General features: G+C 49.2%; 19 protein-coding genes. 10 read left to right on the forward strand and 9 right to left on the reverse strand.

The window, feature by feature from the left end; all coding sequences use genetic code 11:
- Nucleotides 1-16 precede the first annotated feature (16 nt).
- From NF212_RS18455 to NF212_RS18465, 3 genes are all read right to left on the reverse strand, one after another.
- Nucleotides 17-343, reverse strand: coding sequence for a ribbon-helix-helix domain-containing protein (locus NF212_RS18455; RefSeq protein ID WP_434362181.1), 327 nt, complete (start codon nucleotides 341-343; stop codon nucleotides 17-19).
- Between the two features lie 118 nt (nucleotides 344-461).
- Nucleotides 462-761: a GNAT family N-acetyltransferase gene (locus tag NF212_RS18460; RefSeq protein WP_434362182.1), complete on the reverse strand. Its 300-nt coding sequence runs from the start codon at nucleotides 759-761 to the stop codon at nucleotides 462-464.
- Nucleotides 762-844: 83 nt separating this feature from the next.
- Nucleotides 845-5,875 (reverse strand): PAS domain S-box protein, encoded by a 5,031-nt coding sequence (locus NF212_RS18465; RefSeq protein WP_434362183.1) that lies wholly within the window; start codon nucleotides 5,873-5,875, stop codon nucleotides 845-847.
- A gap of 168 nt (nucleotides 5,876-6,043) precedes the next feature.
- On the opposite strand from NF212_RS18465, the gene torT reads away from it, so the two are divergent.
- A complete protein-coding gene (gene torT, locus NF212_RS18470) occupies nucleotides 6,044-7,114 on the forward strand; it encodes a TMAO reductase system periplasmic protein TorT (RefSeq protein WP_434362184.1) in 1,071 nt (356 codons plus the stop codon).
- Nucleotides 7,115-7,191: 77 nt separating this feature from the next.
- On the opposite strand, the gene NF212_RS18475 is transcribed toward torT, so the two are convergent.
- The gene (locus NF212_RS18475) at nucleotides 7,192-8,214 is read right to left on the reverse strand and encodes an HD-GYP domain-containing protein (protein ID WP_434362185.1); all 1,023 of its coding nucleotides are present in this window, start codon (nucleotides 8,212-8,214) and stop codon (nucleotides 7,192-7,194) included.
- A gap of 273 nt (nucleotides 8,215-8,487) precedes the next feature.
- Here NF212_RS18475 and murQ point away from each other — a divergent pair, with 273 nt between their 5' ends.
- Nucleotides 8,488-9,393 (forward strand): N-acetylmuramic acid 6-phosphate etherase, encoded by a 906-nt coding sequence (murQ, locus tag NF212_RS18480; protein WP_434362186.1) that lies wholly within the window; start codon nucleotides 8,488-8,490, stop codon nucleotides 9,391-9,393.
- A gap of 92 nt (nucleotides 9,394-9,485) precedes the next feature.
- The gene (locus NF212_RS18485) at nucleotides 9,486-10,391 is read left to right on the forward strand and encodes an endo alpha-1,4 polygalactosaminidase (protein ID WP_434362188.1); all 906 of its coding nucleotides are present in this window, start codon (nucleotides 9,486-9,488) and stop codon (nucleotides 10,389-10,391) included.
- A gap of 50 nt (nucleotides 10,392-10,441) precedes the next feature.
- On the opposite strand, the gene NF212_RS18490 is transcribed toward NF212_RS18485, so the two are convergent.
- Both NF212_RS18490 and NF212_RS18495 read right to left on the reverse strand, forming a co-directional pair.
- Nucleotides 10,442-11,656, reverse strand: a complete 1,215-nt coding sequence (locus NF212_RS18490; RefSeq protein ID WP_434362190.1) for a winged helix-turn-helix domain-containing protein — start codon at nucleotides 11,654-11,656, stop codon at nucleotides 10,442-10,444.
- A gap of 34 nt (nucleotides 11,657-11,690) precedes the next feature.
- On the reverse strand, nucleotides 11,691-13,583 hold the full coding sequence (locus NF212_RS18495) for an alkaline phosphatase D family protein (RefSeq protein WP_434362192.1): 1,893 nt from the start codon (nucleotides 13,581-13,583) through the stop codon (nucleotides 11,691-11,693).
- 328 nt (nucleotides 13,584-13,911) lie between these two features.
- On the opposite strand from NF212_RS18495, the gene NF212_RS18500 reads away from it, so the two are divergent.
- A complete protein-coding gene (locus NF212_RS18500; RefSeq protein WP_434362194.1) occupies nucleotides 13,912-17,877 on the forward strand; it encodes a response regulator in 3,966 nt (1,321 codons plus the stop codon).
- Between the two features lie 42 nt (nucleotides 17,878-17,919).
- On the opposite strand, the gene NF212_RS18505 is transcribed toward NF212_RS18500, so the two are convergent.
- Together NF212_RS18505 and NF212_RS18510 are read right to left on the reverse strand one after the other, a co-directional pair.
- The gene (locus tag NF212_RS18505; RefSeq protein ID WP_434362196.1) at nucleotides 17,920-18,432 is read right to left on the reverse strand and encodes a GNAT family N-acetyltransferase; all 513 of its coding nucleotides are present in this window, start codon (nucleotides 18,430-18,432) and stop codon (nucleotides 17,920-17,922) included.
- 135 nt (nucleotides 18,433-18,567) lie between these two features.
- Nucleotides 18,568-19,101, reverse strand: a complete 534-nt coding sequence (locus tag NF212_RS18510; RefSeq protein ID WP_434362198.1) for a GNAT family N-acetyltransferase — start codon at nucleotides 19,099-19,101, stop codon at nucleotides 18,568-18,570.
- Between the two features lie 396 nt (nucleotides 19,102-19,497).
- Between NF212_RS18510 and NF212_RS18515 the strand changes: the two genes are divergently transcribed.
- The 5 genes from NF212_RS18515 to NF212_RS18535 all read left to right on the forward strand — a co-directional run bounded on the left by NF212_RS18515 (nucleotide 19,498) and on the right by NF212_RS18535 (nucleotide 24,392).
- Entirely contained in the window at nucleotides 19,498-20,703 is a 1,206-nt protein-coding gene (locus NF212_RS18515) for an EAL domain-containing response regulator (protein WP_434362200.1), read from the forward strand.
- Nucleotides 20,704-20,863: 160 nt separating this feature from the next.
- Nucleotides 20,864-21,961 (forward strand): PfkB family carbohydrate kinase, encoded by a 1,098-nt coding sequence (locus NF212_RS18520; RefSeq protein ID WP_434362202.1) that lies wholly within the window; start codon nucleotides 20,864-20,866, stop codon nucleotides 21,959-21,961.
- Entirely contained in the window at nucleotides 21,951-22,871 is a 921-nt protein-coding gene (locus NF212_RS18525; protein ID WP_434362204.1) for a pseudouridine-5'-phosphate glycosidase, read from the forward strand. The genes NF212_RS18520 and NF212_RS18525 overlap by 11 nt, the downstream gene beginning before the upstream one ends.
- 196 nt (nucleotides 22,872-23,067) lie before the next feature.
- Nucleotides 23,068-23,718 carry an SH3 domain-containing protein gene (locus NF212_RS18530; protein ID WP_434362206.1) on the forward strand — a complete coding sequence of 217 codons (651 nt, stop codon included), beginning with the start codon at nucleotides 23,068-23,070 and terminating at the stop codon, nucleotides 23,716-23,718.
- Nucleotides 23,719-23,867: 149 nt separating this feature from the next.
- Nucleotides 23,868-24,392, forward strand: a complete 525-nt coding sequence (locus NF212_RS18535; protein ID WP_434362208.1) for a GNAT family N-acetyltransferase — start codon at nucleotides 23,868-23,870, stop codon at nucleotides 24,390-24,392.
- Between the two features lie 13 nt (nucleotides 24,393-24,405).
- Here the strand turns inward: NF212_RS18535 and NF212_RS18540 are convergent, their stop codons facing one another.
- The gene (locus tag NF212_RS18540) at nucleotides 24,406-25,017 is read right to left on the reverse strand and encodes a LysE family translocator (protein ID WP_434362211.1); all 612 of its coding nucleotides are present in this window, start codon (nucleotides 25,015-25,017) and stop codon (nucleotides 24,406-24,408) included.
- A 111-nt stretch (nucleotides 25,018-25,128) separates the two neighbouring features.
- Between NF212_RS18540 and NF212_RS18545 the strand changes: the two genes are divergently transcribed.
- Nucleotides 25,129-26,187 (forward strand): GlxA family transcriptional regulator, encoded by a 1,059-nt coding sequence (locus tag NF212_RS18545; RefSeq protein ID WP_434362213.1) that lies wholly within the window; start codon nucleotides 25,129-25,131, stop codon nucleotides 26,185-26,187.
- The last annotated feature ends 145 nt before the right edge of the window (nucleotides 26,188-26,332 follow it).

Consider the following 26,332-nt stretch of genomic DNA (forward strand, 5'->3'; position numbering starts at 1 on the left):
TTTTCCCATTTCAGTATTAACTGGCTTTTTTATTAAGCGCTTCTTTCTCTCGAAGTTCAGCATTGGCAAGGTTGAGAACCCCGTGGGGCTCGCTGAGGTAAAGAATACAACTGCACCGAAGCAATGAGGCAAAGTTGCTGACATCACCATTAATATCTAACGCTTCATCGTAAAGGGTTGTTAGAAACTTTCCTGTATTCATACCCTGTGAGCTGGCGATATGGTCAATTATCTGCCAGAACTTTTTCTCAAGCCTTACACTGGTTGAGTGTCCCCCCAGACGGACGGAGCGGGATAACATCTCATAGTTGCCGGGATCCTGCCCTGCGAATATGGTACACATGAATTTTAACCTCTGCGTAACATCTCGCTTTGAGCTTATCCGATCATTCACCCAACCATCAACCCACTAATGAGACATAGATGGCAGTTATGACTACCCACTGAAAACACATTTTCAATCAGCCACGAAGATCATCCCACTCAGGGTGCTTATCCATATAATGCACAATGTAACTGCATACAGGCACTGCCATTAGGCCTCTTTCCCTCATGAAACCCAGAGTGGCTTCCATCATGACTGCACCGACACCTTTACCACGCAATGCTGGCGGAACTTCAGAGTGCACCAAATGCCAGGTCTTGCCGTCCTGTCGGTAAGTCACCTTGGCCTGGTAACCCTCTTCGACATCTATATACAGACTCCGACCCTCCTGATCATGGTGAAGGGTGTGTCCGTTAACATTAATTGTTTCCATCATACCAATCCTCCGCTCAGTCCCGATGCAGGGGAATTTCCCTCAGACCGATCGGGGCAGTCGATAAAACTATCAAGAAGCCAGCCTCACCCGACTTTTCTGTGCTCTTCCAACAGTGACGCTGCCAGTTCAAAATCAAACTCATTGATCGCCTCGGACAACGGTGCCAACCTGGCAGCAGTATCCCGGTCAACCTGCGCCATCAGTGCTGACATAGCCGTCAGCGCCTCGCTGTCGAAATCATCCAGCAACGACGAAAGCTTGTCCAACGCTTCCCCCAGCTCCCGGTTGCTCAAAATACCGGATGGACCGGCAGGCCGCCTGTCCTCTTCCAACAACGGTTTTAAATCTGCGAGCATAGCTGCCAGTTTGCCACACACCAGCTCTGAAAGTTCCGGTACCTTTTCATCAGCACGCTCCCTTATCGCAACTTCGAGATCTCCTGCCAGCAGGAAGATGTCTGTAGCGCCAAGGGTACCGGAATTTCCCCTTAGCGTATGAGCTTCCCGTTCCGCAGTTTTTCTGTCCCCTCGCCCCCATGCTGCACGGAACCGCGAGGTAAAATCCTCTTGGTAATTGGCAAAGCGCCTGAGCAGGTCCAGGTACAAAGCCTCGTCATTCTGGACGGTCTCCAATCCCCTGTTTGTATCCAAGCCCGATACATCCAACTTCAGGGAAGAAGGGGTAACATTGTCCACCAAAACCGGCTGGACACCTTTATGCTCCACTGGCTTAAGCCACTTGCCCAGCGTGCCAAAAAGTTCATCTACATCGATTGGCTTGCCAATCAAATCATTCATTCCGCAATTTAGCGCACGTTCCCGATCCCCGGCCATTACATTGGCAGTCATCGCCAGTATGGGAAGGCCCTCAAACTCTGGAAGCTCCCGAATCTTCTCGGTCGCTGTATAACCATCCATCACCGGCATCTGGCAATCCATCAGTACACCGTCAACCACCAGCCCGGCAGAAAGTTTGTTTAATGCAATTTGGCCGTTCTCAGCCAGAATGACACTAATATTCCTTCGCTTGAGCAGTTCGAAAGCAAGCTGCTGGTTAATTTCGTTGTCTTCAACCAACAGGACTGTGGTCCCAGACAAATCCACTTCTTCCCGCCCTGCTTTTTTCGATTTTTCCGTACAAACCGGCTCTGAAAACGATCCATCATCCAATTGCTTGAGCAAGCGACCAATGCCGCATGGCGTGATCGGTTTCGCCATAACGCGGGTAGAATGGAAACCGGCATCCCTGAGTTGTTTAAGCAAATCTCCGGTATCAAATGCCGTAGTCATTACCACCTCTGGGACATGCCTGCCGGTAAACCGGTCGTGAATATCTTTAAGGGTTTCCAACCCATTTTTACCCGGCATATCCCAGTCCAGCAGCACCAGCTGGTAAGGCGATTGACTGGATATTGCTGTACTCATCTGGGACAGAGCATCTTCTCCGCTAAGTACCCCGCCCACATCGCAGCCAAGTGCAGAGAATATTTTCCGAATTACATCCTGGGCGGTATTGTTGTCATCCACGACCAGTACTTTGTAGGGTTCCCTGGAATTCAACTGCCCGCCGAACAGGCTGGTTACGTTTTCTGCGGTGCCAAACCTGGCCGTAAAGTGGAAACTAGAGCCTTTCCCCTCTTCGCTTTCAACCCAGATTTCCCCATTCATCATCCCAACCAGTTTGGCGCAGATCGCCAGTCCCAGTCCTGTGCCTCCATATTTGCGTGTCGTGGATGAATCTGCCTGTTCAAAGGAACTGAATAACCTTGCCTTGGCATCTTCACTCAGGCCAATTCCGGTATCCTTGACGATGAAGTGCAGCTCAACGGTGTGATCGTCACTTTTCTCCACCCGGACACAAACCAGTACTTCACCTTCGTTGGTAAACTTGACGGCATTGTTACCCAAATTAATCAGTACCTGCCCGAGGCGCAACGGATCCCCTTTAAGGGTGCCCGGCATTCCTATATCCATATCCAGCAGCAGTTCGAGGTGCTTTTCCCGCGCCCGCATGCCTATCAGGCCAACAAAGTGCTCAAGGACATCCTGTAACTGGAACTGGGTATATTCCATATCCAGCTTACCAGCTTCGATTTTTGAGAAATCCAGAATGTCATTGATAACACCGAGCAATAGCTCCGCGCTGCTGTTCAGTTTGCTGATATAGCTCTGTTGTTGGCTGTTGAGTTCCGTTTGCAACGCAAGGTGGCTCATTCCCAGAATCGCGTTCATCGGGGTACGGATTTCATGGCTCATATTCGCAAGGAAGGCCGATTTCGCCTGGGTTGCCTTTTCGGCCACATCACGCGCCTCTTCGAGTTCTGCCTGCATCTGCTTCATTCCATCGATATCAAGATGGATACCAAGAAGACGCACGGCACGGCCATCGACATCCCATTCTATTGCCTTGCCCGTGCTCATTATCCATTTCCAACTCCCGGACTTGGTCAGCATTCGGAACTCAGCCTGGAATGACTCTACATTTCCCTGCATGTGATCAGTCAGTGACTCACGGGCATTTTCAATATCATCCGGGTGGACAAGACGCTGCCAACGTTCCACGGTTTTGGGATACCTTTCATCCAACTCTGCAATGGTGTAACCGAGCATCGAAGCCCATATGTCGTTTGTTACCAGCTCGTTGGTATCGGTATGCCAGTCCCACATTCCCGCATTGGAGCAGAACATCGCAAGGTTCAGGCGCTCTTCACTGAGTTTTAAGGCCTGCTGGGTCTCTTTCATTGATGTGACATCAACAGCAACTCCCCCCATGGCCATCAGGTTGCCATTGGAATCCCGGATAGGGAATTTGTGCTGGACATAATCCCGGATATCTCCGTCCCCCAGCGCAAAGCTATCCTCATAGACCAGGGGCTGTATCCCCATCATTGCCTGGTTGTCTGTCAGGCCGGTTTTTTCCGAAATATCAAAACCAAACAGGACCGCATCCTGTGTCCCGATTGCCTGGGACTCATCAATGCCGGTAAGCGCACACCAGGTACGGTTAACCAGTTTATAACGCCCTTCTGGATCCTTGATGTAGGTTAGGGACGGCATGTTATCCAGGAACTCTTTAAACAGCCGCTGGCTTTGGGCCAGTTCACGCTCCGCCTTTTTCACCTGGGTGATATCTTCAAGGGCAACGGCAACATCACCATCCGGCGTCAAGGGGGAAAGTGATGTACTCAGCCAGATCGTTTCTCCGTCAGGCCTGCGGATCCCGATTTCAGCATTGAGGATCGTTTCGCCTTTATGCAATGCACGGAAAATAGGGTGGTTTTCCACTGCCATGGAGGATCCATCCGGGTTGTATGCCCGCCAAATCTGTAACCTTTCCTGGAGTGATTCAGTACCGTCAGCACGAATTCGGAGGATGTCCCGGGCGATCCGGTTCCCCTGAAGGATAAGACCCGCCCGGGAAACCATCATCACGCCAACAGGCAATGCGGTGAACAGGGACTTGAGTTGCTGTTGCGAACGCCGCAGTTGTTCCTGGTATTTAGTGACTTCGGTAACATCCCGCATCATGCAGACGAAGGCGCTCCGTCCTTCCACCTCTATCGGGGCCAGCGTCACCTCCGCAATCCAGTGGGCATCAGTACGTGTCAGATCAACATTAAACCGAGTCGGCAACCCTGAGTACCGGGCTTTGGTGATGTTAGCCCGGATCATGGTAACGCTGTCCCGACTGGGTTCGATGTTGTCAAATGACAGACTGGCATCATCCAGGCGCCGTCCAATCAACTCAGAGGCATTTTCAAAGCCAAACAAGGAAACCAGCTTGGGATTAACCTCAATAAAGCCGTTTTCATCAATCAGCCCCAGACCTTCAGATGCATTGGTAAAGATGTTGGCAAGAATGATTTCCTGCTGTTTCTGTGCCGTAATATCACTGGACACTCCGCCCAGGGCATAAATCTGGTTTTTTTCATCACGGATAGGGAATTTATGGGTCAGGAAACTTCGGAGCTGTCCGTCTGCCGTCATTACAGACTCTTCCACCACCAACGGTTTTTCCTTCGCAAACAACTCCTTGTCGCTAAGGCTGAGTTGTTCCAACAAATGGTTGGTACTGCCAAGAGAGGTATCAACTTTACCGAGAACATCTTCTTTTCGCAGGTTTAATGTCGTTTCGAAGCTCTTGCTCACCAGCAGGTATCGCCCACTCTTGTCTTTTATAAACGCGACAGCCGGTGAATTATCAAGGAAATCCTGAAATAGCTGCTTACTCTGGCGCAATTCCCGGGTGGCAATTTTCACACGTTCCAGAATCCGGGCATTCGTACCAATAAGCATCGAAAATACAAGAGCAAGCAGGAAACTGAACGCAATGCCACCAGCCAAGGTGACGGTGGAAAGAGAGTAATCCGGTCCTCCATTGAAGCGTTTCGAAATCTGCCAACGGAGTTCAACATCTGCATAGCCAACCCGCATTTTCTCATTAACGGTAAACTCCACAGGGTCTTCTAGCGATATGGGATTAAGCTCAGTAAGCAGATTGGAGTCCAGATAGTTTGGCTTTATTGATATCCCTACCCCCAACCCGTCAGATTGCATAAAGAAGATCAAACTCTTCAACATGTTGACCAGTTCAATTTCACCAACAATTGCAATATTGGGATTGGAGGGCAATGCCAGCGCAAGGTAGCTTTTTTCCCCATCGATTGCCGGTGACATTATCCAGTCATTGGCAAGAAGGGAGGCTTCTGAAAGCGCTTCTGAAAGCACCGGGTCTGCCGGGACACCTTGTTCAGGTTCACTCCCAAAAGAAGTAATGTGCTGAAGTTTCCACTTGCTTCCGTTGCGGAGGTAAATAGCTGTAGAAGAGAGAAAATGGAACTTAGATCGGGACTCCAATCCTTCAATAGCGTCTATAAACTGGTATTCAGAAACATTTTCGTTCGTCCCTACCAAAGCAGCGAGACCGGAAAGCGTTGCATAACTGCCTTCCAGCCACCGTAACCACTCCAGCGATATAAGAACGATTTGCTGGGAAGATGTATTTTTCCAGTTTACTTCCGCTCTTTTTTCCAGATATGAAGAGATGGAAAAACTTGCCAGGCAACCCGCCAATAATACAAATAAAAAGCGGACCAATCCTTTGCTGCCTGCCATTTATAAGACTCCTGATAACTGTTTACTACTCCAAGCGTAGCAGAATGCACGACGGCCAAGTGCCGTTTCAACCCAGTAGTTAACAAAAATTAACCGAATGTAAATTCACCCAAAAGTCAGGTCATGTACCATAATTAATGACAGCGGTTTCATATGAAAAGGACTGTCATGCGCACAATTGCATTTTTGGCTTTTGTTCTGGTTTTTTATCCGGCAAAGCATGTTTTAGCCCACTCTCACCCAGAGCCTATTGAAAAAATTGAAATCGATGTCTGGGATCCCCCGTTCGAAAACGCTAAGCAGGCACAAACGTCTGATTATATTTTCCTTAAAAAAACAGCGAAGAAGTGGCGCATTTGTGCGAGCATTCCTCACTTAAAAGATGCTTACTGGCTTGCAGTAAATTATGGTTTGGTTCAACGGGCTTCAAACCTGAAGCTTAAAATTGAAATTTTTTCTGCCGGAGGCTACGACAAACTCGCACGGCAACGGCAACAACTTCAGGACTGCCTGCGCAAAGATGTAGATGCACTGATTGTTTCAGCCGTATCTACTACTGACCTTAACGATATATTCGAAGCGTACCGCAAAGCAGGAAAACCGGTCATAGACCTGATTAACGGCATTGATTCACCGTCGCTTTCAGCCAGGGTTGCCGCTGATTTTTCTCAAATGGCGCGCAACGCAGCAAATTACGTTACTCAAATGAACACGGGTAAGACAATGAGTTTGCTCTGGTTACCGGGACCCAAAGATGCAGGCTGGAGCCAGGCCGGTGACCGAGCCTTCAAGGAAGCGGTAGCTCCTTTTCCCATTAATATTTCCAGCACGCTATGGGGAGACACTGGTTTTTATACCCAGTACAACCTGATAAAAGAAGGGCTGAGCGGAAACCCAAAAATCGATTTTATCGTTGGTAATGCTGTCGCTGTTGAGGCTGCCCTGAAAGAAGTGCGTAAACTGAAAAGCCCTTATCCTGGAATCATTTCTTACTATTTTTCTCCGGGGGTATACCGCGCAATGCTACGAGGCTATGTACAAGCCTCGCCAACCGACAATCCTGGCTATCAGGCACAACTGGCTGTCGATTTGGCAGTCCGGCTCCTTGAAAAAATACCGGGAACGCCAAAACATATCAGCGCCAAGATTGAGCTGCTCACCGCTGACACTATCCGCGATGCCAACCTGGATGGAAGTCTCGCGCCCCCGGGGTTTGTAGCTTCTTTCAGCGTTAACTGACAGGCTGTATGGCTCTGATTTTGCGTTGCTATTTCTTGATTCAGAGCCACTAAATCGTCAGAGCAAACAGTACGGATTTAACCGTTAAACTGAAGGTTCACATCGTGAATTTTCGGCAGGACCTGACTTAGGGCATCCACCACCCCAGGGTCAAATTTGGTACCTGAACGGGCTTTTAAGTATTCCAATGCCTCTTCAATTTCATACAAGGAATCGTTGTAGCGAGAAGAGGTTATCGCATCAAACACATCCGCAACACCAACAATCCGGGCAGAAACAGGGATTTCTTCCGCCTCCAGCCCTACCGGGTAGCCTGAGCCATCCCATCGCTCGTGGTGATACATGATGATCTCCCTTGCCATATTGAAAAGCATGGAAGAGAAATTACCTATAATCTCCAACCCTATATCCACATGGCGCTGCATCTGAAGCATCTCTTCATCACTGAGCTTTCCTTGTTTCTGCAATATTGAATCCGGTATCCCAACCTTTCCAATATCATGCAGTGATGCCGCACTGAAAATACATTCACAAAACTCTTTTTGTTCCCCCATTTGCTCTGCAATCAGACTGGCGTACCAACCAACGCGCATGACATGGAGGTTTGAGACGTCATCCTTAAAACTCGAGACCCTGGCTAGGATATGAACCATCTGGAGGAAGTTGTCATTCATCTCTGACGTGCGCTCATCCACCATTTTTTCCAACTGACGCGTCTGGTCATATAAAGCTAAGTGGCTGTCTACCCTGGCCTTCACAATGGAAGAGCTGAAAGGTTTCGAAATGTAGTCAACAGCCCCCAACTCAAGCCCTTTCCTTTCTTCATCCTGCCCCGATTTGGCGGTAAGAAAAATCACAGGAATATGGTTGGTTTCCGGCGATGCTTTAAGTGCCTTGCAGACGTCATAACCATCCATTACCGGCATCATGATATCCAACAGGATAATATCCGGCTTTTTACAAGAACGGGCAATTTTCAGCGCGACATCTCCACTCAACGCCGCTTTTACCCTGTAGGTATCACAAAGAATACTCTTTACGATGGCAATGTTGTCTGATGCATCATCTACAACCAGGACGACAGGTTTTTCTTTGTGCATTCAGGCCAATACTCCAGAAATCCCAACACTTTTCTTTAGCTTAGCAGCACTGGGTACCACGGCATGAAATATGATATTAATGTCTTATTGTGACTGAATATTTGTGACAAAAGTCCATCGCCAAAGTAAAACGGAATCAGGCCAGGCGTTGCGAGAAACAACACCGATAATTCTTCTCACACTATCCGTTAACCGCAAAACAAAAATTACAAAACTGGAGCGGACTGCCGTCTCAACGTATTATTGAAACAGAATTTTTTATGCAGACCCACCATGAAAGAAAATTTAGCCGCCTTGGTTACCGAAAGCCGCAATCCGTCAAGCTCTCACATTGACACGTTGGACACACGCTCCATTCTCTCCATCATTAATCAAGAAGATGCACGGGTTGCTCAATCTGTTGCGAAGAGCATTCCGCACATTGCTGATTGTGTAGATGCCATTACAAAAAGCTTTGCCTCCGGTGGAAGGCTCATTTACGTCGGTGCAGGAACCTCCGGCCGATTGGGGGTTCTGGATGCAAGTGAGTGTCCACCAACATACGGCACCGCGCCAGAACAGGTAGTTGGTGTCATCGCCGGAGGCAAACAGGCAGTTTTCAGTGCTGTTGAGAATGCTGAAGACAATCCGTCCGCCGGTACCGAAGATCTTAAAACACTTGGCGTGAATAAAGATGATGTGATTGTCGGCATCGCCGCAAGTGGCAGAACCCCGTACGTACTTGGTGCGATGGAATATGCAAAATCGAAAGGGGCCAAAGTCGGCGCGGTTTGCTGTAACGCTGGGTGTGCAATGGCTGAAATGGCGGACTTTCCCATGATCGCTGTCGTCGGCCCGGAAGTCGTAACCGGGTCGTCCCGGATGAAAGCCGGTACGGCTCAGAAACTCATACTCAATATGCTTACAACTGCCGCAATGATTCGCAGTGGGAAGGTGTATGGCAACCTTATGGTGGATGTAGAAGCAACCAATGCCAAACTGCGCGAGCGCCAAATACGTATTGTGATGGACGCAACAGGATGTGATGAAGATCAAGCCTTGAACGCTTTAACTTCCACGGGGCTTCACTGTAAGACAGCAATCCTTACAATACTCGCCGATTGCAGTCCCGATACAGCACGGGAAGCACTGGCCAGCCATAAAGGATTTGTGAGAGCGGCACTGAAGGCACTGCTATGACGGTAGGGCGACATAGTTTTCGCCCTATAAACAAATCCCGCCGGGTTTTAGGGTATTTGACAAACCCGGCATTATTGCGTCAGTTGAGTTGTATGAACCTTTTAAAAGCCACTTGCCTTGGGCTCGTTATTACCCTTGCCGGTTGCCATAGTGCAGTAAATGCACAGGCCCCTGCACAGACACCAAATACTGCCCCCAAACAACCGGAAACCAACCAACCTGAAAGCATTCCGCCAATGCTTGCCGAAGTGCCGCCGCCCATTCAGGACGGAGACTGGTACCGGCCTCCTGTTATGGCAACATGGCAGTGGCAGTTACAGGGCAGCCTTGATGTTGACTATGCAGTCGATCTTTATGACATCGACCTTTTTGATACTTCCCAAGCCACCATTCAATCCCTCCAACAAAGCGGCAAGCGCGTTATCTGTTATTTTTCAGCCGGAACATATGAAGATTGGCGATCAGATGCTTCCCAATTCCCGTTAACCGCATTGGGCAACCCATTGGCCGACTGGGAAGGGGAGCGTTGGCTGGACATACGCAATCAGGGCATCCGACCTGTCCTCGAAAAGCGGCTTGATTTGGCGGTATCCAAAGGATGTGATGGTGTGGAGCCTGACAACGTTGATGCCTACTCAAACCCCTCTGGCTTTCCGTTAACCTATCAGGCTCAAATAGATTTCAACAGATGGATGGCAAACGAGGCACATGAACGTGGGCTGGCGGTGGCGCTTAAGAATTCGGTCGGCCAGGTTACTGACCTGGTGAACTATTATGATTTGGCAGTGAATGAATCCTGCTTCCGCTACAACGAATGCGACAAACTCAGTCCCTTTATTGAGCAGGGCAAAGCAGTACTCCATGTCGAGTATCCATTCCGGAAACTCGATACTGAAGATGAGCGGACAGCATTTTGCCAACAAATGCAGGACAGACAGTTCAGCAGCATGATCCTTAACCGTAAGCTTAATGGTAAACAGCGCTACAGTTGCCTTTAAGTCACCAAGACAAACGGCCTGTTGCTCTATCTGCAACAGGCTTTGCTCTTTTAATCCAATGCTTTCAAATGAGCCTGAAAAGGTTCTGTCAGGTGTTGGGGCCAGGCTTTATAAAGTGATACGGAATCGCACTGCTGAAACTGGCAGAATCGCTTAATCTCCGTAACGAACGCAGACATAAGTGCATCGCTGTCAAAACGATGGGGTTCCAAATATAGGTTTTTAATTTCCAAGTGACGTGTTTTCCGGTGTGCTTTGCAATCCATTCTCCCAATAAATTCATCACGGTAAAGTAAAGGAAGGCAGAAGTACCCATATTTACGCTTAGCTTCAGGTACATAGCACTCTATCTGGTAATCAAATTCGAACAGGGATTTCAATCGTTCACGTTGAATAACGCTGTTGTCAAACGGGGAAAGGATGACCAGACGGTCAGACACACGGGGTGAAGGTTGCTCGAATACCCCCGCTAACATTAAATAGCTTTCGCCACTTTGAAGCCGCACTTCCTCCAACTCTTTTTGTTTTAGCTTCTCATCCACAAATATTTTCACCGCTTTGCGCAAGCCGGTGTTTCGGCGAAGGTAAGTCATCCCCTTGAGTGAGACAACGCCATGACAGCGTAACTGTTGCTCTACAAGGTGTTGAGCAAACTCTTCATTGTTTGGCATTTTAAGGTCTACACCGCTGGGCAAGACCCTTTCAGTAAGATCGTAGCTCTTCTGGAACCCCGCACGATCACTTACCATCAAATCGCCTTCCATATACAATTGCTCAAGTGCTTTCTTCGCCGGTTTCCAGTCCCACCAGCCTGAACTTTTATTCGTATGTTTTTCCAAATCCCTGGAACGGAGTGCACCGTCTGAACGGATCCTCGCCAATAGTTCTGACATCAATTTTCTGTCGCAGTTTCTGTACCAGTGCACTTGCCCGTTTTTAATAGCGTGCTTGTAAGGCAAAGAAAAGCGGAAATCGGTGATGGGCAGGAAAGCTGCCGCATGCGCCCAATACTCAAATATCTCCCCGTCCTGCAACAGTCGGTTGATCATCAGGTTGTTGAAATTGGGAACCCGGCAATACAGTACATGGTGGTGAGCCCGTTCAACCACAGAGATAGTGTCAATTTGCACGTACCCCAAATGGTTAATTGCAGCACGGACGCCGGAAAGACCGGCGCCAAAGGGCTTTCTATGCAGTAGCCCCTGTGCAGCCAGGGCGATGCGGCGAACTTTTGCAGTATCTTTCCGGTTTTTTATATTAATCATCCTGCTTCCCTGCTCCAAGCTGCTTACAATGGGACTAGTCATCCTTCGGCGGCGGAAAATGTACCTGTTTACCCTCACCGGTCAGCAATGAGATTTCCGTAGGCACGCCATCCTCCCCTATCCGCACTTCGCCGATTGCTGTCGAGTTTACCAGCCGGTTACCTCCCGGTAAGTCAGGGTCGCGTTTCAGGACTTTCATCCGCTTACGTTTGGTAAACAGGTTCAACGGTGAATACGGTGCATACAGCACCCGGTCTGCCAGCTCACAAACCCGCAGCAGTTTTTCCGGGAAGGTGTTTTTAATCCCACTGCAGCAAATCTGGTAAATGTGTGGGCTATTACGCCGGAATCGTAAACGGATATCGTAGGCGAACGAATAGTGCACGTCCCCAGACAACACAACGAAATTGGTTGGTGTCTTGGTGTGGGTAAAGATACTCAGCAGGGTATTTGCTGAGCCCGGATGGGCCATCCAGTTTTCGGCATCCACCATCAGGGGCAAGCCAAACCAGGTGAAAACCCGTTGAATCGCTTCAATAAACTTTACCCCGAACATTGGGGTAGCCGAAACGACAATGACCGCTTGCTCACCGAGGGTCGCTTGCTGGAACGCCATCAGGGATTCCCAGTCCATCAGGCCAGATGGCTTGTTCATCCGGGATTCCGATTGCCAGCGTTGGGTCCGGGTGTCCAGTACCAGTATTTTGGGTGAGGTTTCTACCTCGTAGTGCCAGTGGTTAAACTGGTAAAGCGTATCGATAAACTGCTGGTGATGGGAAGAAGATGCAAAGCCATCCTGCCCTTCCGAATAGATACTGTCCGCCATCTGCTCCCAATTATCTGGGAAGTTTTCCGGGGCGTTCCCCCACCCCTGGCACAACCAGTAAGCCAGCAGACCGTTTCCAATAATTATGCGGGAGAAAGGGTGCGAATAAGCTGCCTGTTCCCAGCCAACAGTCAGGTTCCAGTCGTCAGTCACATCATGGTCATCAAAGATCATGTACGTTGGCAGGTGTGCGAGCAGGCGACGAACCTTTGAAAGGCCAGCGGTAAAGCTTTCAATCGCTTCTTTTTCTTCAAGCCAGCGAGTTCTCTGGGCTTCAGTCAGTGACTGAGGGGGAGTCAGGTCTATATTACGCCAACCGGATGGAGACCAGACAAGACAGTACATGCCAATAAACTCGGCCAACGAAATCAGGTGATTGTCGCAATCTGTCGATGTAAATACCGGTTGCTTCCGCCATTTCATCGCTGCAGTTTCGGGTACTTTGCTGACAGGCAAGACGGAATTTCGCCCATAAATATTGGAAACGGCATGACGTAACGCGACAGTGTCCCCCACGCAGGCATCGGAGAATTTTTCCTCTACCAGTCCGTACTGTTCTCCAAACTGTTGAATAGCCCCCAGTAACGGCCCTGCCACATGATCCGCATAAATCTGGTCACCACTCATAATCAGCACACATGGCCTGTCTGTCGCTGCCAGGCCGGCAAGCTTTTTGTCGGCAGCAACCAAGCTGTCAGCACCTGTGTGTGAAGGGTTTCGGCAGGAGCCGTGCAACAGGTAACTAGCACGGGAGCAAATGGTAAACTCTACCCTTTTCTCCCCTTCGTAGAGTATACCGGGGACCAAGTCCGCCATATTGCCCTGTTCAGTTTCAATATCGTATTCAAGTGCGGTATCAACAGGGAAATTCCCGTTCAGTGTCACCAGGCACACCCACGCACTGTTTCCTACCCGTACCTGCCGCGCTTCGTCCAAAGCTGTTCCCGCTAACCGCTCACCTTCCTGATACACAGACAGATTGCCGCTGAGAAGTGTGGAGGAGACATACCAAACAGTCACTTCTGAAGGAGAGACTTTTCGAAGAATGGGTCCGGCGAGAAAAACCGGCACAGTGTTTGTTGAGGAAGCTTGATTCTGCACGTCTTTTATTTTTTCTTTTGAACCAGGTTATGCCTGAACCTTACAGCAAAACGGCTGAATCCAAAATGAATCAGGCGCCATATTACTCACCAATCTCAATATATTGTGGCTATCCAACATCAGCCAGGATGAGTACCAATGGAGCGCAGTCACCCCATATGAGAGAGCAGACATCAACAAACAGGCGATAATCAATCACTTGTCTATACTTAGCGATAGTTGTGCCAGTTGTAAAACGTCGATGCACCGGCGATATGTGAAATACAGTTACTGACTGCACTCTATATCATCAATGCAAATATGGCTTGCTGACGTTATGGGAAAGGATATGAGGTCAATTAAAAGCACGTTTATTGTACTTTTCTCCCTGATGATTATTTTTACCGTCGCCATGACCCTCACCGCTTTGTTTTCTACGCACGCACTCAATGAAGACCGGGCCGGACACAGTGAGCTGACTGTTTTTTACAAGCTCTCTCATGAACTAAAGCAAAGCTCCGACCATCTGACAAAATTTGCGCGAGCTTATGTCTCTACAGGGGATGAAAAATGGAAACGTCTCTATTACCGGGTGTTGGATCTTCGTGCAGGTAAGTTTACGCTCCCGGAAAGAGCCCTCTACGACTACTGGGATCAGGCATCAAAGCAAAACTCACTTTTCTCAGCCACCCCGACCCCGAACAGTGGGCAATCACTCATTGAACGAATCAGCCAGTCCAGTCTCAAGCAGGATGAAATCTCACAACTCGCCCGCGCCCTGAACCTGTCTGAATCCCTCGTCGAGCTGGAAGTAGAAGCTTTTAACGTCATAGAACACATAAAAGCAACACAGGTTTCGTTTAGTGCAGAAAATGCTGGTCAGGAATTGCTTTACAGCGAGCAGTATTTTGATGAAAAAGCCAAGATCATGTCTGCCATTGCCGCAGCGCACAACCAGATTATCGAACGGATAAATACACAAATAGAGTCGGTAGAATCTGGAGCAAGGCGCTTGGAATTGCTGGAACTCTCGATGGCTGGCTTGCTATTGATAACCATTGTCACATCATTTACCAAGCTCCTCAGCCAATTTATCAACCCTATGAGCAGTACATTGCGCAAGGTCGTCTCTCACGTTGAAAAGGACGATTTTGCTTTTACCCTGGACAGTTCAAAAGGCGGGGAAATTGGCCACTTTGCCAATTCACTCAATTCGGTTTTCCAACGCATTTCGATGCAACTTTCTCGCAATAATGTGCTTAAGGACTTCAACATTGTCCTGCGCAACGCCCAGTCCACGGAACATGTTTGCAATGAAGTTACCCGCTTCCTCGCGGAGCGGTTAGACGTGGCGCAAACCGGAATATACGTCAAAGATGGTGACAAGCTCATCCGCATGTCAGGCATCGGGTACGGCGACGCAGCACCCGATACGTTTCTCTCCCCCACCTCAACCCAAGTAAGTATCTTAAATGGGGGACAGTACCACTCTATACGGAACCTCAAAGGCTCGTATGTTGTGCCGGTAAACGGTGGCAGGCTTTCTTTGGAAGAAGTACATTACTTTCCGCTGCACGTAAACGATAAACCTGTAGCATTACTCGAAATCGCCACAACCCAGCCTTTAACAGACAACAAACATGCTTTGCTGCTCGAAATCCTCGAAGACCTCTCTGTCAGCATCCAATTGACCCAAAACGCTGAAATACAGCGCCGGGCAGAACAAAGGGCTCTGGAGCAATCACTCCTTAACAAAGAAATACTTGATGCCACACCCAACCCCATGTTCTGCCTGGATACTGATGGCCGCTTCCTGAACATCAATATGAAGTTCGCGGAGCTTCTCGGCATGTTTGAAGTGGATATTCTCGGTTCGACGCCTTACGAAATAATGCCTGCTGATACGGCCAAGGCCCTGATGGATTCAGGGGTGGCACTGATGGAAAATCCCGGCAGTCACGACTTTGAGGTTCAATTGTCCCAACAGGACGGTACGGTGAGGGACATGCTTGTTTATGAGGCTACTTTCCATGCTGCCGACGGTTATGTCGGCGGCATCGTAGGTATTCTTCTTGACCTGACCGAGCGCAAAAAGATGGAAAACGCGTTGAGGGACGCCAAAAACGCCGCTGATGACATGAGCCGAACCAAAGATGAGTTCCTCGCCAACATGAGCCATGAAATACGCACACCCATGAATGCTATCATCGGTATGGCGCACCTTACCCTTGGTACCGAACTTTCCACTGAGCAGAACCGATACGTCAGCCGTATTAATGATTCTGCGAAAAACCTGCTCGGTATTATCAACGATATCCTCGATTTCTCTAAGATTGAAGCCGGTAAGCTGGACGTGGAGCATATTCCGTTCCAGCTCGAAGAGGTAATGGACAACCTTGCCACCGTGATCAGCTTTAAGGCGCAGGAAAAGTCACTGGAATTTCTGTTTGATATTGACCCTACCATTCCCACGGGGCTGGTCGGTGATCCTTTACGCATGGGTCAGGTTCTTATCAACCTGTGTGGTAACGCCGTTAAGTTCACAGACCGGGGCGAAATTGTCGTCAGTATAAAACTCAAGGAACGCTATCAGGACAGCGTGACACTGGAATGCCTTGTCCGTGACACGGGAATAGGCATTCCCGAGGAGCAACAAAGGAAGCTGTTTGAAGCTTTCTCTCAGGCAGATGGAAGTATTACACGGAAATTTGGCGGGACTGGCCTTGGGCTGAGCATTACACGACGCCTTGTCGAGCTGATGGGGGGGGATATTTCCGTCCAGAGCGAAGAAGGCAAAGGTTCAACCTTCAGCTTTACCCTCGAATGCGGCCTTCAGGAAGCCCGTATCCGGCAGCAATACCGACCCATCGCTAACCTGCGAGGCAAGCGCGTGCTGGTCGTAGATGACAATGATTCCGCCCGGGATATTATGGTAACGCTCCTTAGCGCAATGCACTTTGACACCCAGGCCGTCAGCAGTGGTGAAGAGGCGCTCGCAGAGTTAAGTAACTCAACTTACGATATGATCTTTTTGGATTGGAACATGCCGGGAATTAATGGCGTGGATACCATGCGAAAAATCCGCAGTCTCGGTATGTCCCCTCCCCCAAAGCTATTTTTAGTTACCGCACACGGCCGGGAAGTTGGGATAAAAAGCGGAGTAAACCAGCTTGCAGATGCCCTCATTATTAAGCCTGTAAACCCATCCAACCTTATTGATGCCATTATGGACAGTTACAGGCTGTCTCCTGCCAAACAGCACCCATCCTCGCTGAAAGAACACAGGCCGGATTTCAGCGGCAATACCGTGCTGGTTGTTGAAGACAACGAAACCAACCAGGAAGTTGCCAAGGGCATTCTTTCTTCAGTCGGGCTGGATGTCGTTTTAGCCTGTGATGGGCAGGAGGCACTGAATAAACTTGACCACCAATACTTCGACCTTGTATTTATGGATATGCAAATGCCTGTTATGGATGGCATCACAGCCACCCAGAAAATCCGGGAACAATCGAAGTTTGCCGACCTGAAAATCATCGCCATGACAGCCAATGCTATGAAACAGGATGTTGACCGTTGCATTGAGGCGGGAATGGATGATCACATCGCAAAGCCGCTGGATGTTAACCTGCTCTACAGCAAAATCAGCCACTACCTCAATATGCCCAAAGCGTTTCGGCCAGAAAGCGAAATTTCAATGCCACAGTTATCAGACGACAATGATATGACGTGGCCGGATGTTGAGGGTATTGACGCACAAACCGGTATAATGCGAGTAGGTGGGAACGCAGAAACATATTGGAACCTGCTCGATAACTTTGTTTCCAGCCAGCTTCGTGAAGCACAGACTCTCCAACACGCGATTGAAACGGAAGACTGGAAAGAAGCCCTGCACCGGGTTCACACATTAAGAGGATCAGCAGGCAACCTTGGGGCTACTCACCTGGAAAATCTTGCCGAAATTATGGAGAGCAGTATCGAGGAAGCAGAGGCGCCGGATTCTGCGGTAATTGTTGACCTCATAAACCGGCTTGAGCTTCTGGACCAGCAAATAGATACGTGGAAACGGTCAGTTTACCATGTGGAAGAAGAACCAAAAGTCCAACTCGATGCCGAAACCCTTTATCACGCTCTGACTGACAGCCTTAAAAACTACGATATCGGTGCAATGGAAATTTTCCATCAAATCAAGCCGCTGACTGCTTGGGAGCGGGCCTCTTCAGATAAACTTGAAGAAGCAATTGATCACTTTGATTATGAAATTGCCAGCGAAATCCTCAAAGCCCTGCCTGTACCCAGAAGCAACAGGCAGGATTAACCTTTATAACGAGATTTCCAAAGAGAACATTACGTGAACGTTCTACAACAGAATTTTGTATAACTGAAGGGATGGCATATCAGGGGCTGGTTCAACTAAACCCTGATAACTCAGGCCTGCGCCTTCAAGTACTTTTTGTGACGCCTCATTGCCTACATTAACAATGCCAAGCAGTGCGGGCATATCCATTTCATCCCTTGCCCACGCGATGGTACCGGCAACCGCTTCAGCGGTGAGCCCCTGGCGGTAGAAATCAGAAAGGATGGCATATCCAATATCCGGATGGGCCAGGTAATCACGTTTAACCAGACCACACATGCCCACCGGTTGCCCGGTCTCCTTCAACTCCATGCACCAAAGGCCGTATCCATATTTTTCATAACTGGCCAAAGGGACACTATCAAGGTAATTAATGGCGTCTTCACAAGAGCGCACGCCTTTATCCGCAATGTTTTGGATAAATCCCGGCTCATTCAGCAGTTTTTGGATAAAAGCGGCATCGTCATGGGTGAAAGCCCGAACCCGCAGACGGGATGTTTGGTAGATAATTGTCATGTTTTTAACAGGTCACAAAGCTGGGTGATTCAACATACGCCTGCTGGACGAAAAAGAAAAGGCGCGAATACTGTCTGCCACCAACAGAAACTGATGTTGCGGTTCACAGGGACTGACGCAAGATTACTGCTGTAGTTATCTTCGAATACGGTAGTAACGGGTTGCCTCCCGTTCTTCCATCAGCTTCCATATTGCAGGGATTTCATCGAGCTCAGTAAAGCCGTTCTTTTGCAGCACCCTGCCCGATGCAGGGTTGCGCTCCAGGTGTCGGGCAAAAATTTCTGTCAGGCCCAGTTTTTCAAAGCAAAAATGTGTCACTGACTTTGCCGCTTCCGTGGCATACCCGTTCCCCCAATATGGAACGCCGATCCAGTAACCCAACTCTCCCCGGCTATGCTGAATACCGTGGACCCCGATGGCACCTATCAGTTGACCGGCTTCAAAACGGTTGAACACGCCAAAAATCACCTCTTCCCTGCGCAACCAAGCAGGAAGGTGGGAAATAATCCACTGTTCAGCCAAATCATGGCTGTAGGGATGTGGCACAGCTTCGGTAGTGTCAGCGATGCGCCAGTCCCCTGCCAAATCGGCCACTTTTCCGGCATCAGCCAAGGTAAAAGGGCGAAGTGTCAGACGCTGGCTGTTGAGTACGGGTTGGCGGCAGTCCATTAACTCTCCGGATAAGTAAATTCGGCTGGGTACCAAACTGTATTGGCTATTGTTCAGACTACTATAGAGAATCAACCAGTTCTGGTATTTCTCTATGATCAAGAAATTAGAACTAATTCACTGTTGAATTGCCTATTTTTATTCCACGCCCGCAAATACCCGCAATACAAACTCCGTCCGTGCAGTCATTTTAGCGGGCGTATCTTTAACTAAAAGGTGCATTGTATTGCTGACATTTCTTTCTTTTACTCCCAATGCGCCACGCCTAAATTGGCATACATACTGATGACCCGGTATTGAAATCACATTCTCAAAACAAAAACATGTGCATCTATTTTTACACTCAAACATCTATAGGCTATTTTTAACGTTACGGGCTGATTGCAGGGAAATGGAATGCACACCAACATAGATAATAAAAATATATTGGTGATTGATGACTCAGAGGCAATTCTGTTGGTCATGCAAACCATGCTTAATGAAATCGGTTACCACAACATCACGACAACAAACTCCCCGCACCATGCCATAGATATGGTTTATGCCGCACCTGAACGTTTCGATGTCATCCTTACCGATCTCAACATGCCTGGATATGACGGGATGCAAGTGGTCCGCAAGCTGGGAGATATGGGCTTCAAAGGGGCAATTGGCATCATTTCTGAAATGGACAAGCGGATCGTAGAGTTGGCTTGTGAGATTTCTCGCCAGCACAAGGTTTGCCTGGTAGGCAACCTTTCTAAACCCATCCAGATGGCCGATTTACGGTGGTTGTTCCAAAAGGTCGAGCAACTTAAGGAAAGGCACTTCAGACATTACCTCCCGATTACTAAAGAGGAACTTGTTGAAGCAATTAACCTTAGCCAGATTACCCCGTACTACCAGCCCAAGCTTGATCTCCGTAATAACAAAGTAACCGGTGTCGAAGTGTTGGCGAGAATAAACCGCCCCGGCCAAGTTGACGCTATGTTGCCAGGGCACTTTATCCCTACTGCCATTGCCCACCAGTTAATAGACCGCGTAACGCTTCAACTCGTAGCGAAAGCAGTGGTCGACTACCAAAGACTCAAAAGGATTTTTGGGGAACAGATTAAACTGTGTTTCAACCTTTCCCCTTCCCAATTGTCTGACCTCGATTACCCAGATGATCTGGAGAAAATGTTGGAGCAGTACCAAATAGAAAGAAACCGGATAGTCCTGGAAATCACAGAAGAGTTCGCATTAAAAAGTGCTATTCAACTCGAATCTCTCAATCGCCTGCGTATGCGAGGCTATGGGTTATCGCTTGATGATTTTGGTACCGGTTACACCAACCTCCATCAACTTCGAAGCTTGCCATTCACCGAGGTAAAAATTGACCGGTCACTGATTGATGGTTTGCACAAAGACAAATTCTCCCAGGTTGTCGTCCAGTCGCTGGTCGATATTGCTGAAAGTATTGGTATTGAACTGGTCGCGGAAGGGATAGAAAAAATAGCCGATTTCGAATACCTACAGAAATACTACAACCGAATTACCATTCAAGGGTTTTTGCTTTGTAAACCGAGAGAATTGCAGTCACTCAGTGCCTGGCACCGCAGTTGGGTGTCCAACACCGCTTAACCCTTAAAGCTACCCTTTAGTTTTGCTCGTTTTCTGCTCACCATCACGGAAGGCGAGCTTTTTTTGTTTACAATTTAACAAATGTTTGACGAACAAACTTTTGTTTTCACCAACTAAGAGATTTATTGGCGTTACCTGACAAATAAAGGGAAGGACCCCTATGACCGAACGCGAAGCAGAAGTGCTGGCGCTGGTTGCCAGATATCCCACTATGTCACAACAGGAGATGGCTAAACGGCTTGGTATAAGCCGAAGTTCACTGGCCGGGCACATCATGAACCTGACTCGTCAGGGCCGTATCCAGGGGAAGGGGTATATTGTTGCTCCAAAACGATATGTCGTTGTTGTTGGTGGCGCCAACATGGATATCTGTGGAAGAGCCAGGATCCCTCTTTCCGGGGCAGACTCCACGCCGAGCGATATCTTTTCCGGATTTGGCGGTGTTGGCAGGAATATCGCTGAAAACCTGGCTCGCCTTGGCACGGACTGCCGGTTAATCACGGCAGTGGGAAACGATATGTGGGGGGACAAGATCCTCGAGCACTGCCGGGATCTCGCCATCAACACGGAATTCAGCATTACAGTAAAGGAAGCATCGACGTCTTGCTTTGTGTCCATCCTAGACAGCGATGGGGAAGTCTCCCAGGCAGTAAACGATATGGCAGTACTGGATCATCTGACCCCGGATGCCCTTGAGAAATGCCATGGTGTACTCAGTTGCGCCAGCCTTATCGTTGTTGATGCCAACCTGTCAGAAGCAACCCTTTCATGGATTTTTGCCCGTTACAGGGATACGCCGATATTTGCCGACCCGGTTTCTGCTACCAAGTGTCAAAAACTCAAACCTCACCTTGGCAATATCGACACCCTCAAACCCAACCGTGCCGAGGCGGCGATGCTGGCAGGCATACCGGAAGGACAACCCGGTGATCTTGCTGGTATCTCCTGTGAGATCCACAACCTCGGTGTACGACACGTTGTCATCAGCCTTGGACGGGATGGTATCTGGTCAAGTATGGATGGTAACGGTGTCCATATACCGGCAATTGAAGGAAACGGAGCCAACGTTACCGGTTGTGGTGACGCGCTGATGGCCGGGCTGGTTCACGCTCGCTCCAACAACTGGCCAAGAGAAAAAACGCTCCAGTTTGCTGTCGCAGCTGCCAGTCTGGCGCGAGAAGCAGATACCGCCGTCAATCCCCTTATTTCTGAATCATCTGTATTTACATGTCTGAAGGATGCCTGCAATGAAGATTAATCCGTTTCTCGATATCGCACCTGAGGTTGCCGGCGCACTGGCAGAACGCAGGCCGGTTGTGGCTCTGGAATCCACTATCATTTCCCATGGTATGCCCTACCCCCAGAATGTAGAAACAGCCCGGCAGGTAGAAACCGCCGTCCGGGAAAAAGGGGCCGTTCCGGCTACCATCGCAATATTGGACGGACGGTTAAAAATCGGGCTGTCAGCAGATGAAATTGAAGTACTGGGTAAAGCCGGTACCTCGGTAACAAAAGTCAGCCGAAGGGATATCCCGTTTGTCGTCGCTGGGAAAAGCCACGGTGCAACGACCGTTGCTGCAACAATGATCCTCGCCGCCATGGCCGGTATAAAGGTTTTTGCAACCGGCGGTATTGGCGGTGTCCACCGCGAAGCCCAGCAAACATTCGATATCTCCGCAGACCTCCAGGAGTTGGCTAAAACACCGGTAGCGGTCGTATGTGCCGGAGCGAAATCTATCCTTGACCTTGGACTGACCCGGGAATACCTGGAAACGCTCGGTGTCCCTGTAATCGGTTACCGTACCAAAATGCTTCCGGCGTTCTATACCGGGGAAAGTGACTTTGACGTGGATTACACCCTGAACACTCCTGAAGATATCGCACGGGTACTGCATACCCGTGAGATCCTGTCATTAGAAGGAGGAACAGTTATCGCCAACCCGATCCCGCCAGAATTTGCCATGCCCAGAGAGACTATCGACAACGCCATAGAAAAAGCACTCCTTGAAGCAGTGGCTAACGGTATTGCCGGAAAAGCGACAACTCCATTTCTGCTGTCCCGGGTTTGTGAACTTACCGGCGGAAACAGCCTGGCCTCAAATATCCAGCTGGTATTAAACAACGCAAGGCTCGCCGCGGATATAGCGACAGCGTTGTCTAAAATGTAAGACCTTAACGCTCTGGCGATACTTCGCCGGAGCCTTTTACCCGCAATCATCGAATCTCAATCACGAAACGACACCCCAGCCCCCAACAGTTGTAGCCTCAGAAATAAGGAACTCTCCTTACCAAAGAGTCACGCTCATTGCAGGTACTGCAATGAGTACAAAAGAACTCACCATATAACTAAAACAAGGCTAGGCTATGTTGGCATACACGATCTCGATGATTCTTTTTGGACTTGGTGCAGCTTTCGCTGCTATTTCTGGGGTAACACTGGATCAAAACGGCCAATTCTGGTTGAAGCGCGTAACGATACGCGGTTGGGTCACGGTGTTGGCTGTTGTCTGCAGCGTAATATCGGGTATCAGTATTTACATTCACGCAAAACAGCAGGAAGACGGGTTATACCTCCTTGTTCAGGATCTGACCGAACAGCTGAACAAGCAGGAATCCCGCAACAATCAATTGGTCAATGTACTTTCTGAAATGCAACACGAACAGCAGTCACAACTGGATGAACCCATTTCAGAACAAGAGCCCCCAGCCCCGGAGCCTGCCCCCACACTCTCTGTTAACCTTCCGGAGCTGGACGATGTGTTTGGCCAGCGCAACTTCAGGGAAGTATTTCTCAACAGTACAAATACGACAGCGGCAAATACGAGATACAAGGCAATATCTGCCGATAAACTGAATGTCCGGGCAAAACCCTCTACACAATCACAGGTTCTGGGACAACTTAAACAGGGGACTTACGTCAGAATCCTTAACGCTCAGCCAGACTGGATGCTGGTTGAAACCGCAGGTGGTACAACCGGGTGGGTTTCGTCCCAATTTGTAGGCGACATTAAATAGAAATTCAGCACTACAGCGGCAATCACCAATACGTCCGGACACTAAAATGATGAATTGTCACACCAACTGTCCCATGTCACTATTGGGTCATTACCCGATACGCTGACATATGCCTGTTGAAAAAAGGAATTAAGGGAGAAGGGACAAGAATGAGTTGGATAATCCGCCCGTTCGCGCAAGGTGACTTGGAAGCTATAAACTCCATCTATAACCACTATATTTCGAATACCTCCATCACATTCGATATTGATGAATGGACGATGGAAAAGCGGGAAGCCTGGTTGGCTAAATTGCAAAAGCACCCAGGGATGTACCACCTCCTTGTTGCAGAAATCGACGGCAGTGTTGTGGGTTTTGCCTACAACAACGAATTTCGCGAAAAACTCGCGTACCAGACATCAACCGAGGTCACCATCTACCTGAAACCGGACATGTCAGTTAAAGGGTTGGGATCCGCACTGCTTTCCCATCTTATCTCCGACATGAAGAAATCAGCGTTTCGCAGGGCTTACTCTCTGATTACCCTACCAAACCAGGTGTCTGAAGCGTTACACCGTAAGTTCGGGTTTGTCCAGGTAGGGCAAATGACTGAAGTGGGTTTCAAGTTTGGGCAGTTTCATGATGTTGCAATATACGAACTGCCCCTTCATTCCGGCAACACCCCAAAGGGCTAGAGCCTTGTCAGTATTAACGGCTTAATGGCAGTGCCGCGCCGATAAGCGCAAAAATGCCCCCACAGGTACGGTTAAACCCTTTTCCGCTGCGTGCCAGCCAAGGGCGAATTTTGAACGCGACCACGGCAACCATGTACTCTACTGACAGTTCTACCACTGCAATAGTGAGTGCCATGATCACGAACTGAGGGAGCAAGGGCTGATCTGAACGCAGGAACTGCGGTAAAAACGCGGCAAAGAACAACATCGCTTTGGGGTTAGTCAATGCAGCCAGCAATCCTTGCGAGAACATAGAGCGTCCGCGTTTAACCTGTACCGTTTGATTATGCTCCAGTTGTAATCCAGGGGACCTCCAAAGCTGGAATCCCAGCCAAATAAGGTAAGCACCACCAATCCATCTCATGAAAGTCAGGGCGTGAGCTGATGCAGCAAGAATCGCCCCTATTCCCGCCATGGAAGCCAGAGCCAATACAACCAGCCCTATAACCCCGCCACAGATGGTATACAAAGTCCGTTTGTGCCCGTATAACGCGCCATGCGTCAGCGCCAACAAGCTGTTTGGACCCGGTACAAAGGCAATGCCAACAGCCGCCGTCAAGAAAAGCAGCCAAATATCAAAGGCCATGGGGTTTCCTTTCAAAATGCCCGTCATTCAGAGAGCGCAAGTTTATACGGTTTTTGGTGCATATCATGGTAATTTCCGGAAATCGTACGATACTATTTGGACATACGTTTAATGGATAAGACACCTGTTATGGTTAGTACCCTATCCAGTGTCAGCAACCTGCCTGGTGAGAACACCCCGAAAGCGAAACCGGAGGTGCGCTTCCTTCTGTTGCCCCTGCCTGATTTTGCCATGCTGCCCTTTGGGGGCTTCATCGATAAGCTGCGATTCTCTGCTGATGAAGAAGACTACAGCCAACAACGTTACTGCAGCTGGGACATTCTGGGCGACAAACCCGGACATATCTGTGCCAACAGCGGCGTAGCAGTGGAAATTCAGGTAACCCCCAGGGATATACGGCTGACTGACTATGACTATCTGGTGATTTTTGGCAGCAGGACCGCACGCCAAAGCCAAATGCTTGCTGCCAAGTATGGTGAATTACTGAGGCAGGCTGCCGGACAGGGTGTCACACTGGTAAGTATCGACAATGCCAGTTTCCTGCTTGCCAGTGCCGGGTTGCTGAAAGGCCACAGAGTTGCCATCCACTGGCGGCATATCAAAGAATTCCGGGAGGCTTTTCCCGGCATAGAAGTCCGTGCCGAGCAAATTTACTGTTTTGACCGCAAACGTATCAGTTGTGCGGGAGGGGGAGCAGCCATTGACCTGGCCGTTGAGCTTCTCGCCCGGCACTGTGGTCGCACCCGGGCAATGAAAGGGCTGGCGGACATGTTGGTTGACGAGGCCCGGGGGGAAATTCACCAGGTCAAGTCCATGCATGTCGAAACAGATGTGAGCAGGCACGTCGGCCGGGCAATCAATCTGATGCGGGGTTTGATGGAAGTAAAAACCACCACAGAAGAACTCGCCAGTTTAGTGGGAATTAGCCGCCGCCAGTTAGACAGGCAATTTAAAAACCGCTTTGGTATGACAACCCGTGAATACTGGCATGAAATGAAAATGCAGTATGCCCGCTGGCGGCTGGTTAACTCAAACCATAGCCTGATCAGCCTGGCTGCTGAAGTTGGTATCCAGGACACCAGTTATTTTTGCCGGGTATTCCGCCAACGGTTTGGCTGCAGTCCGGAAACCTTCCGGTTGCAATCAACATCCCCGGAGCAACCTTCCTGAACACCCAGGCCATCAAGGAAAACACAAACTGTAACGTTTCCCTCTGCACTTATGTGGACGACAGCGGTTAGAATCCCTATAGTCCAATGCCGCCAGAGCCTAGTACCCGCAAGCTTAGTGTGTTGGCCCACGATGATTTCAATCT

It is taken from the genome of Parasalinivibrio latis (genome assembly GCF_036825535.1).
GTDB lineage: Bacteria > Pseudomonadota > Gammaproteobacteria > Enterobacterales > Vibrionaceae > Parasalinivibrio > Parasalinivibrio latis.